Here is a 12,260-nt window from a genome sequence, read left to right as displayed (position 1 = left end):
TGTCACTTTCCCGCAGGGAATTTTTCAGTCGTTTGGCGACATCTTGCAGCAATCGATCGCCAACAGCATGACCCAGCGTATCGTTAATATTCTTAAAACAATCCAAGTCTAGAAACACCACAGCCAACATTTCCGGTCGCTGATGAATATTTGCCAGGGCTAGCGAAAGTCGATCGTTAAATAGTAACCGATTGGGCAAACCTGTCAGGAGGTCGTGGGAAGCTTGATGTCGGATCGTATCTTCGACCCGTCTTTGCATCACCGCCATGTATAGATGCAGTCCCAAAGCTTGGGCTAGCTTGATTTCATCCGCACTCCAGTCTTTGGCTTGTCCTTTTTTGATTTCTCGCCAAGCGTCAAAAGACTGTCTCGGTCGCAAGTTGCGATCGTCTGAATTCAAACGCCCAGCCCATAAAGTTTCTGTCTCGACCTCATTGCGAAAAATTGTCATACACCCAACCGATTGTTGCTGATATCGCAGGGGCACAATTAGTAGAGAACGAATGGAAGTTTCCTCAAAAGCAGGCTCCAAAAACTGTAATTGAGGTTCTCGGTAAAGGTCGGTAATGATGTAGGGAAAATTTTGATTACTTAGGGCGTGTTCCGTGAGATTCTTTAGATCTGTATTCAAAAATAATAATTCAGAAGTCTTATCTTGGGAAGTGTCTTTGTAATGGTTGATAATTCGTTGCCAAAATAAGCTTTCTTCAATACAACCAGCAGTAAGTTTTTCACCACAGGTGTAAAGTTGAGCGGGTTGACCTGTGGCATCTGCGTTGATATACAATCGACCACCAGAACCGTGTAAAGCTTTGACTGTTTGCTCTAGAACTTTTTGCCGAATTTCTGTAATATTAAGGGGTGAATGAAGCAAGCGGCTGATTTGATTGCAAATAGCTTCTTGTTGAGCTTGTTTGCGAGTGCGCGAAAGCAAATTAGACTGAGCGATCGCGATCGATACCTGATCCACCAACAACTGTACGATTTTTAAATCTCTTTCTGAAAAGTTTCGCGGTTTGGAATGGTGAGAAACCAACAAACCCCAAAGTTGATTTTGGTGCAAAATCGGCACAGTTAGAGAAGAATGCACCCCCATAGCGCTGAGGTATTCCACATGGCAAGGATCGACCGCACTATAGCGAACATCTTCTGCCATCAAGCTTTCTCCGGTAGATGGGCAATCCAGCTGACTGGTAGTTTTGCGCCTGGAAGTCACGTCAACGATGACCCTTTGGCGAGCTTTCAGAAACATTTGACGGGAATGGGGAGGAATATCGGTAGCCGGAAAATGCAGGCCCAGCAACGAAGGCAGTCGATTACCGTGACGAGCTTCAGCAATCACTTCTCCACTGCCATCCGTATTAAATAAGTAAATTTTTACGCGCTCGGTTCCCAAAAAGGATCGGATTTCCTGTACTGTTGTCGTCAAAATTTCTTGCAGTTCCAAAGAGCGACGAATTCGCGTGGCAATTCGATTGAGCAAACTCTCTCGATCGTAAAGAGAGCCTTCTCCTGCCTTTATCCCTTGCTGTGATGTCTTTGTATTTTTTCTCTGCGACATTCCGATAAACCTTCTCTTTTGAGCGCTCTCCGATGTTGTCTGCGTGTATTTGTTCAAAAACGAGATTCTGAAGCAAAAGATTTTATTTTGAGGTCAATGTATATAATTTTACATTTTTTAACTATTAAGTTTTAATTATATTTAACATACTTAAAACTTTGTATAAAATCTCAAGAAAAAGATAAAAATTTGATATAAAAACAACAGTGCCATCGTACCTGCTGCTTTTCGAGGCTGAATGAGGCCGTGTCAAGTGTCTTTTTGGCCACTTGATGCTTCCTCCCAGCAAATGACGCAGGAGACCCAAAAACACTAAGTATAATATTTAACTCATCTGGGCGAGTACTGAAAAGCTAGTGCCGCTACGCGGAAGTCAAAAGTCATTCATTCAAAAGTCAAAAATCCTTTGAGCGTCAGCTATTCAACTACTTCCCCTCTGGTGGGTTACTTCTGCCGTGCTGCACTAGGGCATACGACTCCCCGATCGCTCAAAGAATAACTGTGAGGCCAGAGGAGCAGAAGCACGATCGATAATCTTCTGGAGGAATGAAATTAATCGCAAGGGTTTGATATTGTTGACCGTAGAATTACCAACACTAAAACATGACCTCAACACCAATGAAATCAAGAGACTGGGATGCCCTAACTGCTGCCCTGAAAGGGATAGAAATTATTACCGATGCGACCCAAGTAGCTAAGTTATCTCAGGATTACCACACTTTTAGCCCTATTTTACAAGCCCAGCTGGCAGGAAAAACAGGCGATTTGGTTATCCGTCCGGCCAACGAAGCAGAAGTGTTGCGCGTAGCAGCTGCCTGTGTGGAATTTAAGGTGCCCCTGACAGTGCGAGGTGCCGGTACTGGCAACTACGGACAGTGCGTACCCCTAAGTGGCGGCGTCATTCTGGATATGACGCGAATGCAGAATATCTGCTGGGTAAAACCAGGCATAGCACGAGTAGAAGCTGGTGTCAAGCTGGCGCAGCTGGATAAAAAGGCAAGGGAAATTGGCTGGGAAATGCGGATGTCTCCGTCCACATATCGAACGGCAACCATAGGCGGTTTTATTGCCGGCGGTAGCGGAGGCATCGGTTCGATTAACTACGGATTGCTCGGAGATCGCGGCAACCTGTTCGCCTTGCGAGTCGTCACCCTGGAAGACACGCCTCGTGCGATCGAACTGCGCGGAGACCATGTACAAAAAGTAAATCACGCCTGGGGGATCAATGGCATCATCACTGAGTTAGAGATTCCCTTGGGGCCAGCATACCCTTGGGCGGAAGCGATCGTCACGTTCGAGAGCTTTATGGCAGCAGCTCGCTTCGGACAAGCCCTGGCTGACAGCGATGGCATGATTAAAAAACTGATTTGCATTACAGCGTGGCCAATACCCAGCTATCTTACCCCCTTGCGTCAATACATACCGGATGGCTCCCACGCCGCCCTGTTGATGGTAGCAGAAACCAGCCTAGAACCCTTGGCAGATTTAGTGAGGGAATATGGCGGCAGCATCGCCTATCAGAAACTCGCACAAGATGTCGGCAAAGGCTTCCAGCTCGCAGAATATACCTGGAATCACACAACTTTACACGCTCGCAACGTCGATGCGTCCATAACCTATTTGCAAAGCATATTTCCAGCAGATAAAAGTTTAAAGGTCGTCGAACATATGTACGATCGCTTTGGCGACGAAGTGATGATGCACCTAGAATTTTTCCGCGTCGGCGGTACGGCAATTCCCGGCGCATTGCAACTCGTTCGCTACACCACAGAAGAACGCCTCAACGAAATCATTCGCTATCACGAAGAACAAGGCGTTTTCATTGCCAATCCCCACGTTTACATTTTAGAACTGGGAGGCAGAAAAAAAGTTGATGTCGAACAGCTCGAGTTTAAGCAAATGGTTGACCCTTACGGACTGTTCAATCCAGGTAAAATGCGAGTACGTCTGGAACACGATCTCTAGTTGACCGAAACTCAAAGGGCGCAAGCCCATAAATTCCATTTATGGGGATAAGCCCGTAGGGGATTTTAATCACGGTTCAAATTCTTCTATCAAATCACTAATACTAATACTTCTATTGCTCGCTTCAATTTTCATATTTTGCAAACAAAGAGAGGTGATTCAAGGGTGTTGGTACTGGAGTACAAAGCTGTCTTGACATACTCCCCGCGCTGAAGCGACGGGGATTCTTTACGCTTCATTGAGTCGTGCTACCGAAGTAGTCTTACCGTCCCTCGACGTACATTTAAGGTCGTGCCGATGCCCCATGCCGACCATTTCTATATTTACCGATGCGTTTTCGTCTCTGTCGTGTTCCGTGCCGCAATTCAAACAAAGTATAGAACGTATCGACAAATCAATTTTGCCCCATCTATAGCCGCACTCAGAACAGCTTTGGCTTGTGGGCTCCCATCTGTTAATAACAACAAAATTACGCCCATACTTTTCAGACTTTGCCTCAACCAAAACTCGAAATTCTCGCCATCCCTGCTGACTAATCGCTCTGGATAGCTTGCTATTTTTAACCATGCCCGACACATTCAAGTCTTCCAATAGGATAGTTTGGTTTTCACTAACGACTTTGGTTGACAGTTTATGTAGAAAATCTTTGCGTGTATCAGTGATTTGGTTGTGTAGCTTGGCAATTTGGACACGGGTTTTGTTTCTACAGTTTGAGTCTTTTGGCTGACGAGCTAGCTTGCGCTGAAGCTTACGAATCTTGCGGTCTAGCGCTTTATAGCAAGGACTAAGAGCTTTTTCACCGTTACTCATTACAGCAAAAGTGTTGATACCTAAATCAATACCGATGCTTTGGTTCTTGGCATCGATTTGAATAGATTCTACTTCTACTACAAAACTTAAGAAATAACGGTTAGCACAGTCCTTAATAACAGTTACGGAGCTAGGACTTGCAGGCAGTTCTCTTGACCAGACAGGCTTGACAACACCTATCTTTGCAAGATAAACACCTTCGTCTTTAATAGAAAAACCTCCAATTCTAAACCGTGCTGATTGGCTATTAGCTCGCTTTTTGAACTTTGGATAACCAACTTTTTTGCCTTTTCTCTTCCCTTTACAGGAATCGAAGAAGTTCTTAAAAGCCATCTCTAAATCGGCCACCGACTGCTGCAATGGAATGTTTGAAACTTCGCTCAACCAAGCCCTAGCTTCAGTCTTTTTTGCCTGAGTGATGACTAGCTTCTGAAGTTCAACAGACTTGGGCTTCTTCTCGGATTGTTTACAGATAGCCAAGGCATCATTCCAAACCACTCGAACGCAACCGAACAACCGAGCTAAACTCTGTTGCTGTTGGTCTGTGGGATAAAATCGATACTGGTATCTGGCTTTCATTGTCCGTGCTAAAATTGGTCTGTAGCTTGATTATATATTGGTCTACACAAAATGGCAACCCAATTTCGGAGAGAAAGGCATAGCGTTACAGACCTTAAAATTCACTTGGTCTGTGTTACAAAATACCGTAAGTCTGTATTTACAGCCAAAAGCTTGGGGGTTATCGAAAAATCTTTCGGTGAAGTATCAGAAAAGATGGACTTCAAGGTACTCGAATTCAATGGAGAATCTAACCACGTACACGCACTGATTGAGTTTCCACCAAAGCTTTCTGTTTCACAAATTGTTAACGCGCTTAAAGGTGTCTCTAGTCGCAGATACGGGCAAGCTGGTTACACCAAACCGCACAAAGAAGCTCTTTGGAGTCCCAGTTATTTTGCTATATCGGTTGGCGGCGCACCACTGGAGGTTTTAAAAGAATACATCAGGAATCAGGAAAAGCCGTCCTAGAAGGACGGGGCTTGAATCCCATCATTTTCGGTCAATGCTGCCAAAGTTATTCTAAGTCGTGCAAACACTACCGGAGGGCATCCGGGAAGTAACGCTAGTGGAGTTGTTGCCTCTACCTCTGTTGGTCGCAAGACCTGCAAAGGCAAGCAACGACAGCGGAGCTAGAATCCCCTGCATTCTACGCATGGGGAGTGTCACAGATGCACGCTTGGGAGCGCAGATCGATGTTACGGATGTTGTCAGGTTTTTTTACAAAAGTTTATACTCCAGCCCAAAGCCATTCATAAAATTACAACAACCAAGTTTGCGGGCATAGGGTATGGGTCATCGGGCATTGGCGATCGATCGCTGTTGAGCGCGATCGCAACCCTTTGCCCGATATCCTCAGTCTTCATGATCTTCAAACGGATCGCCCAATTCCTTAGAAGGAGGCCCGAAAGCCGTATAAATTGAAAAGCCGGTGATCGCAATCACAACAACGGCGATGGAAATGCTAAGAACTGTTGCAGGTTCCATAAGTCTGGTAAATTATGAGTCTTATTCATTTATAATATTACGGAACGTAACAAATTTGCCAAGTAACCCTAGACGCAAGTCGTGGGGTAACATGGTTTCTGCTTCACCCGCACTGTGGTACAACACACATAGTATTCAGATTCGTTTTAGGTGAGACATGGCACAAAGGACTTTGTTGGGAGATATTCTCAAACCTCTAAACTCGGAATATGGTAAAGTTGCTCCCGGTTGGGGCACCACGCCGCTGATGGGTGTTTTCATGGTGTTATTTTTCGTCTTTTTGTTGATTATTTTGCAGATCTTCAATTCCTCGCTGATCCTCGATACTTTCAAGGTAGACTGGAGAAGCCTCGGTAGCTAATCTGCCCGCGATCGACAGAGATAATAGATGGATTTTTAGCTTACCCGGGTTGACCGGGTTTTTTTTGCTAGGAGTGGCTGCTAAATTTTTTCAGGCTCCCCAGGAGGTATTTTTGTGAACATCTTTGGTATCGGTCTGCCGGAAATGGCGGTGATTTTGGTTTTAGCTCTATTGATATTTGGCCCGAAAAAGTTACCAGAAATCGGTCGCAGTTTGGGTAAGGCGATTCGCGGTTTTCAGGAAGCGTCGAAGGACTTTGAGAACGAGTTTAAGCGGGAAGCGCAGCAGATAGAGCAAGCGGTAAAATCGGCGGCACCTCCACAATCTGAGCAAGTGGCTACAGCCAACTCAGAAAATAATGTGGCGACTTCGACGAAACAAAGTTAAAGTTAAGGTGTTAGATGCGATGAAGTCGGCAGAATCTGCACCCGCGTTAGCGATCCCGCAGTTGATTGTAGGTTTGGGGAATCCAGAGCCGAAATACGAGCAAACGCGACATAATATTGGTTTTACGGCTGTCGATGCCCTCTGCCGTTGCTGGCAAATTTCTTTATCGGAAAATCGCAAGTTTCAGGCATTGTTCGGGGAAGGTCGCAGTCCTACAGGAGAAAAAATCCGTCTCATCAAACCTCTAACTTACATGAATCGTTCGGGACAGGCGATTCGATCGGTGACGGATTGGTTTAAGCTGCCTCCGGAATCGGTGCTGGTAATTTATGATGAGATGGATTTGCCCTTGGGAAAAATTCGTCTGCGCTTATCTGGTTCTGCTGGGGGACACAACGGTATGAAGTCGGCGATCGCTCATCTCGGTACGCAAAACTTTCCCCGTTTGCGAATTGGCATCGGCAAACCGAATGTAGCGGCTACTCAAGATAAAGATGCTATTTCCCATGTTCTGGGTAAATTTTCAGATCCAGAAACGCAACTAATTTCTGATGTCCTCCAACTTGTCGTGCAGTCGGTAGAGCTCAGCCTCAAGCAAGGAGTTGAAAAGGCAATGAGTCTCTACAATAACCGCACGGTGGGAGCGATCGACACACCCAACAACTAAATCGCGAGCGATGTCCGGCTGACCCCCCTGGGGTTAACCGGACATCTATGCTCTCGTGACAATAGGGTCGTTTAGCTAGGCAGACAACAACTCTTTATCTCATCCGCTTCTTGCGTCGAGCTGCCGTTGCCTTACGTTTGCGCTTCTCCAGCGGCGTTTCAAAGTGACGATGATTCTTGACATCAGCCAAGATACCCGCTCTTGAAACTTGACGTTTGAATCGACGTAAAGCCGATTCGAGTCCTTCATTTTCCCCTAAGACCACTTGGGTCATTCTTGCTACTCCGCTCTACAACACTGAATAAATTACCCCACCATGCTAACGCCAGTAAGGGTTCTATTGAACGCTTTCGACCAAGAAAAATCGGATGCAAACCCCCTCCTTCCAGGACGGCTTTTCTGGGATATCATAGTTAATGTAGAGCCGTTCCACCTCAAATGATGGTTTTAGACCCATGTTTGTAGATGTGGATTCGTCTTAGATAGAGATTGGAACGCCGTTATCAATATCCTGAAATGACGCTTGAGTACGGTAGGGCATACCGGAACTTGGATGATTGATCCGAACGCTTCGGGAGATTCAATCCCTACTCTGATTGGAGCAATCCTGTCTCTTGCAAGTTGAGTCTACGAACGAAGAATTTTCGCCCTTCTAGGGCGGAGAGTGTCAAGAACAGCATTTTTGCAATTACCTTTTCATTGGCTTTCTGTCAAACCGACTAGGAGAGTGGGGAAGTCAAAAGTCAAAATTCCTCCCTCTCCCTCTTCCCTCTCCCTGTTCTTTTTGACTTTTAACTTTTAACTTTTAACTTTTGACTTTTGACTTCAGCCTTGTTACCTACCGAGTTGGTTAAGGTAGGAGAGGTCTACCGAACCAAAATGGATACTGAGCGCAACGTTTAAATTTTCGAGAGCTTGAATCAGCCACATAACAGCGGCTCCAGAGTCAGACTCGTAGTGGTTAAATAGAATGGAAAACCGCTTTTCTAAATAAGGCTTGACTTTCCGACACAGCAGCACAATTTTCAACAATAAACCCATTGTGATGTTGATACCTACATTTGCAACTAGATCTATAAAGACAAAGTGTTGAGGTTGCTGCGGGCTATTAACCACTAAAAAGTTTAACAAATGGCTACAGGTTCTAATTAACAAAAATTCGTTCAGTTGTTGCGAATCATTATGAGAAAGAATAGTTTGCAGATGCGTATGTAGTTTTTTATTAAACTGCCGTTTACCGTATTCGGGATCGATCGAGCTAACCAGATATGAGTAGAGGTCGTTTTTAAAGGAGCGAAAGGAAGGCGTTCTGCTACTGTGAGTCAAAAAGGTTTGGGCTAGGTCGCGATATGTATAATTCCCTTCTGCTCTACCAGCATATTGTTTAATAGCACCGAAAAGTTCTTGGTCGCTCAGTAAAGTTGGATTTTTTACTGGTGGTATAATTATCTTTGAAGCATTCTGCGGTTGTTTGCGAGCTAACTGACTCCGCCGCACCTGGTAGGTGACGTACTGAGACAATCCAATTTCAAATTGTGCTTGCGCTTGAGCTTGTATTTGTCGGATCGTTTGTTGATGTTCGGAAGTACTGTCTTCGCTCAAAAGACAATGCTCGTACAAATACGGATACCGACGAATTAACGAGCCCAAAGTTTTAGTTTTTGCTTCGCTTTTCACTTCTGCGGTTTTACTCATTACCTGAGCCAAACGTCGCAGGGTTAAATACTGTTCGCTGTCAACAAAAAGCTTATTCAGTTCTTGCAAGCGCCTGACAGAGCGAGAGCGGACAGAATGCGTTCCGCCTGTCCTGGTAGGCGTTTCCTCAAACAAGTCAATCAATTCTGGTATTGCTGCTTGGTGTTGGGGGTGCATTTGCCAGCGGTTGATCAAAATATGGCAGCAACGATTGAGGACAAATTTGAATTCTTGCTCGGCTTGCTTGGAACTGACAATTCGATCGAGCAAAGATATAATTTCGCTATCCTGATACCCCACACCGTCAATAAACAAACTGCGAAAGCGCTCGATCGCACGATCTGGGGATTCCACCTGTGCCCAGTGGAGTAAATGTTTGTATAATTGTTGCTCTTCCGGGCGTACTTGCCTCGTATATGGGTCTTTCCAGGCAGTCACTTCGCTCACCTCTTCCTTACCTGGCCGTAAATTTTTCGGCTACTAGAGAACTTAAATCCTCCATAATTAGCAATTACACTATATTTCACTATGGCTGACCGCTGAAGGGGATAGGAGTAAAATCATTCTCTAGAGAGATGCTGTTGCTCTTTAGTTACTTGATTCAGCCTTACCCTTTTTGATTGATTTTCCAACTTGTCTGAGTATAATCGCTTATCTCCATTTTTCCTCAATCTTAGTAATGAAATATAGGAGCTAACTGTGACTTACATCACCTAAATAAGCTGATTTTACATCGTCTTAATTTAAGAGCCGCTGCCTGCGATCGTGTCAACAGTTGGCATTCATAAAAGATTTTCAGGTTTGCCATCAACAGTCAAGGGGCTATAACCCCCTGTGTTTGTTGTCACTATACACCTAACTATATTTAAAATAGCTCAGTATTTTACTTTACACTCAGGTACTAAATTAAGATACAAACAAAAAATGTGGATTTTTTGTAAAGATTCTGTTAAGGTACGGGCTGTTGCTCGAAACTCACTCAGATAGCCTATCATGCCTCGCGCCACCATTGCCCAATTGTCTGAAATTCTGGCTCTTTCGCCCAAAAATTTATCTGAAAAAGCTCTGGCGACACTGGCAACGGGTATTTCAACGGATACGCGCAGCCTGATGCCGGGAGAAGTCTTCCTGGCGCTGCGGGGAGAAAATTTTGATGGGCATAAATTTGTCCGATCTGCGGTTGAAAAAGGAGCGATCGCCATCATTACAGAGCGGGATGTCGATGACAAGTTACCAGCAGATTTCCCGGAACTGCGAGTGGCAGACACCCTCAAAGCTTACCAAGCGATCGCCAGCTGGTGGCGCGATCGATTTCCCATTCCTGTCATCGCCGTAACCGGATCTTTTGGCAAAACTACGACAAAAGAACTGATTGCGGCAGTTTTATCCACCAAAGGGCGCGTTCTCAAAACCCAGGCAAACTACAATAACGAGATCGGCGTACCCAAAACGCTGCTGGAACTGGGGCCAGAACATGACTTTGCTGTGATTGAAATGGCAATGCGGGGTAGGGGACAAATTGCAGAACTGACACAAATAGCACATCCTACTATCGGTGTAATTACGAATGTGGGTACGGCACATATAGGCATATTGGGCACGGAGGAAGCGATCGCCCAAGCGAAGTGCGAGTTACTTGCCGAAATCTCTCCCACGGCAGTTGCTATTCTCAATCAGGATAATTGTTTGCTGATGGAAACTGCTGCTACCGTCTGGCAAGGGCAAACAATAACTTATGGATTAGAAGGGGGAGATTTACGCGGGGAACTGATTAACTTGGAAACTCTGAGAGTGGAAGGATTAGAATTTCCCCTACCTTTACCCGGACGCCATAATGCACAAAATTATTTAGCTGCTTTGGCGGTAGCTAAAGTACTTCAAATCGATCGCACACCGTTAACTGCCGGTTTGTCGGTGACTTTACCAGAAGGAAGGGCTAAACGTTACGAATTGCCTAACGATATTGTAATTTTGGATGAAACTTACAATGCCGGGTTAGAGTCGATGCTGGCGGCGCTAAACTTGCTGGCGCAGACACCGGGTCAACGCCATATCGCTGTGCTAGGTACGATGAAAGAATTGGGTGAGAAATCCTCACAATTGCACCGCCAAGTCGGTGCGAAGGCGCGAGAGTTGAATCTCGACGCTTTGCTGATTTTAGCAGACGATCCGCAAGCCGAAGCGATCGCCCAAGGAGCCGAGCCTTTGCCATCGGAATGCTTTAAGACGCACGCAGATGTGGTGAAACGTTTGAAAGAGGTTGTCAGAGAAGGCGATCGCATTCTCTTTAAAGCTTCTCATTCCGTGGGACTCGATCGCGTTGTCAATGAGTTTCGGCAACTGGAAATTGGTCATTAATCATTTGACCTCTCCAAAAATTCTTGTGGGGTAGGCATCCTGCCTGCCCTTTGAGATTCTTTTTATCACCCCTGTAATAAATTAGAGAAGTGGATCGGATCGCGGATGCCAATGAAACCGAAAGAGACCGATTTTAGGTTCATAAAGATTAACCTACTTGGCATAAAGCTGATTAAACAGTACAAACTCTTCAACATTTTTCTATAATTTATACTCAAGTTGCTAGTTAAGGGTATAAACATGGGTAAAAAACTAGATATAATTATTATTGTCGATGTCGAAGCGACTTGCTGGTCAGAGTCGCCACCACCAGGTCAAGAAAATGAAATTATCGAAATCGGTATTTGCACATTAGATATTGCTACGGGAAAACGACTGGAAAAAGAAAGTATTTTAGTAAAACCGGAACGATCGACTGTCAGCGAGTTTTGCACTCAATTGACTACATTAACTCAGGCGCAAGTAGATACGGGAATTTCCTTTGCCGAAGCTTGTGCTATGCTCAAACAAAAATATTTATCGCATCAGCGAGTTTGGGCAAGCTATGGCGATTACGATAGACGACAATTTGAAAGACAGTGCCAATCTCGTCAGATTAGCTATCCTTTCGGCACAAGGCATATTAATGTGAAAACGCTGTTTGCGATCGTTCATGGTTTGTCGATCGAAGTTGGTATGGACGAAGCTTTGCAGTTACTTAATCTACCCCTGGAAGGTACGCATCATCGCGGCGGAGATGATGCTTGGAATATCGCGGCGATATTTTCTGAGTTGCTATTGAAACGCCCAATTCAGAAATAATATCGTGTCCGGTTGGATCGGTGTTGTAAGGCTGATACGAAAGATTATCTGTGGGGATTAGGGGTTAAATTTTTACCGCAGATGTAAGCAGATAAACGCAGATGAACACA

Annotated in this window: 12 protein-coding genes and 1 pseudogene; 8 read left to right on the top strand and 5 right to left on the bottom strand. The window is 45.0% G+C overall.

Annotated elements, in window-relative coordinates:
* Positions 1–1,561: GAF domain-containing protein (locus tag H6S82_RS05065; RefSeq protein WP_191056052.1), on the bottom strand; the 1,561-nt coding region annotated here is incomplete at its 3' end.
* 603 nt (positions 1,562–2,164) lie between these two features.
* Between H6S82_RS05065 and H6S82_RS05060 the strand changes: the two genes are divergently transcribed.
* Complete coding sequence (locus H6S82_RS05060) at positions 2,165–3,526, top strand: FAD-binding oxidoreductase (RefSeq protein ID WP_190472118.1); 1,362 nt, start codon at positions 2,165–2,167, stop codon at positions 3,524–3,526.
* A 228-nt stretch (positions 3,527–3,754) separates the two neighbouring features.
* Here H6S82_RS05060 and H6S82_RS05055 read toward each other — a convergent pair whose 3' ends face one another.
* Positions 3,755–4,915, bottom strand: a complete 1,161-nt coding sequence (locus tag H6S82_RS05055; RefSeq protein WP_191056051.1) for an RNA-guided endonuclease TnpB family protein — start codon at positions 4,913–4,915, stop codon at positions 3,755–3,757.
* Positions 4,916–4,966: 51 nt separating this feature from the next.
* Between H6S82_RS05055 and tnpA the strand changes: the two genes are divergently transcribed.
* Positions 4,967–5,365, top strand: a complete 399-nt coding sequence (gene tnpA / locus H6S82_RS05050; RefSeq protein ID WP_191056050.1) for an IS200/IS605 family transposase — start codon at positions 4,967–4,969, stop codon at positions 5,363–5,365.
* Between the two features lie 384 nt (positions 5,366–5,749).
* Here the strand turns inward: tnpA and psbN are convergent, their stop codons facing one another.
* A complete protein-coding gene (psbN, locus tag H6S82_RS05045) occupies positions 5,750–5,881 on the bottom strand; it encodes a photosystem II reaction center protein PsbN (protein WP_190471319.1) in 132 nt (43 codons plus the stop codon).
* A gap of 157 nt (positions 5,882–6,038) precedes the next feature.
* On the opposite strand from psbN, the gene psbH reads away from it, so the two are divergent.
* The 3 genes from psbH to pth all read left to right on the top strand — a co-directional run bounded on the left by psbH (position 6,039) and on the right by pth (position 7,296).
* Positions 6,039–6,242, top strand: a complete 204-nt coding sequence (gene psbH / locus H6S82_RS05040; RefSeq protein WP_190471316.1) for a photosystem II reaction center protein PsbH — start codon at positions 6,039–6,041, stop codon at positions 6,240–6,242.
* A 114-nt stretch (positions 6,243–6,356) separates the two neighbouring features.
* Positions 6,357–6,629, top strand: a complete 273-nt coding sequence (locus H6S82_RS05035; RefSeq protein WP_190471313.1) for a TatA/E family twin arginine-targeting protein translocase — start codon at positions 6,357–6,359, stop codon at positions 6,627–6,629.
* A 19-nt stretch (positions 6,630–6,648) separates the two neighbouring features.
* On the top strand, positions 6,649–7,296 hold the full coding sequence (pth, locus tag H6S82_RS05030) for an aminoacyl-tRNA hydrolase (protein WP_190471331.1): 648 nt from the start codon (positions 6,649–6,651) through the stop codon (positions 7,294–7,296).
* 94 nt (positions 7,297–7,390) lie between these two features.
* Here pth and rpsU read toward each other — a convergent pair whose 3' ends face one another.
* Entirely contained in the window at positions 7,391–7,570 is a 180-nt protein-coding gene (rpsU, locus tag H6S82_RS05025) for a 30S ribosomal protein S21 (protein WP_190471310.1), read from the bottom strand.
* Between the two features lie 177 nt (positions 7,571–7,747).
* Between rpsU and H6S82_RS05020 the strand changes: the two are divergent.
* Positions 7,748–7,952 (top strand): annotated as a pseudogene (locus H6S82_RS05020) (zinc ribbon domain-containing protein); the annotation flags it as partial.
* A 178-nt stretch (positions 7,953–8,130) separates the two neighbouring features.
* Here H6S82_RS05020 and H6S82_RS05015 read toward each other — a convergent pair.
* Complete coding sequence (locus H6S82_RS05015; protein WP_190471308.1) at positions 8,131–9,429, bottom strand: hypothetical protein; 1,299 nt, start codon at positions 9,427–9,429, stop codon at positions 8,131–8,133.
* Positions 9,430–9,981: 552 nt separating this feature from the next.
* Between H6S82_RS05015 and murF the strand changes: the two genes are divergently transcribed.
* The gene (gene murF, locus H6S82_RS05010; protein WP_190471329.1) at positions 9,982–11,349 is read left to right on the top strand and encodes a UDP-N-acetylmuramoyl-tripeptide--D-alanyl-D-alanine ligase; all 1,368 of its coding nucleotides are present in this window, start codon (positions 9,982–9,984) and stop codon (positions 11,347–11,349) included.
* Positions 11,350–11,589: 240 nt separating this feature from the next.
* Positions 11,590–12,150, top strand: coding sequence for a 3'-5' exonuclease (locus H6S82_RS05005; protein ID WP_190471304.1), 561 nt, complete (start codon positions 11,590–11,592; stop codon positions 12,148–12,150).
* The last annotated feature ends 110 nt before the right edge of the window (positions 12,151–12,260 follow it).

The sequence above is a fragment of the Planktothrix sp. FACHB-1355 genome, assembly GCF_014748295.1.
GTDB classification, from domain to species: Bacteria; Cyanobacteriota; Cyanobacteriia; order Cyanobacteriales; family Aerosakkonemataceae; genus Aerosakkonema; species Aerosakkonema funiforme_A.
Note: the sequence above shows the minus strand (reverse complement) of the source record. Positions and strands in the feature narration are given on the sequence as shown.

Coding starts and splice junctions, on each gene's coding strand:
- psbH (WP_190471316.1), top strand. CDS start 6,039: ATGGCACAAAGGACTTTGTTGGGAGATATTCTCAAACCTCTAAACTCG.
- pth (WP_190471331.1), top strand. CDS start 6,649: ATGAAGTCGGCAGAATCTGCACCCGCGTTAGCGATCCCGCAGTTGATT.
- rpsU (WP_190471310.1), bottom strand. CDS start 7,570: ATGACCCAAGTGGTCTTAGGGGAAAATGAAGGACTCGAATCGGCTTTA.
- tnpA (WP_191056050.1), top strand. CDS start 4,967: ATGGCAACCCAATTTCGGAGAGAAAGGCATAGCGTTACAGACCTTAAA.
- H6S82_RS05060 (WP_190472118.1), top strand. CDS start 2,165: ATGACCTCAACACCAATGAAATCAAGAGACTGGGATGCCCTAACTGCT.
- H6S82_RS05055 (WP_191056051.1), bottom strand. CDS start 4,915: ATGAAAGCCAGATACCAGTATCGATTTTATCCCACAGACCAACAGCAA.
- psbN (WP_190471319.1), bottom strand. CDS start 5,881: ATGGAACCTGCAACAGTTCTTAGCATTTCCATCGCCGTTGTTGTGATT.
- H6S82_RS05005 (WP_190471304.1), top strand. CDS start 11,590: ATGGGTAAAAAACTAGATATAATTATTATTGTCGATGTCGAAGCGACT.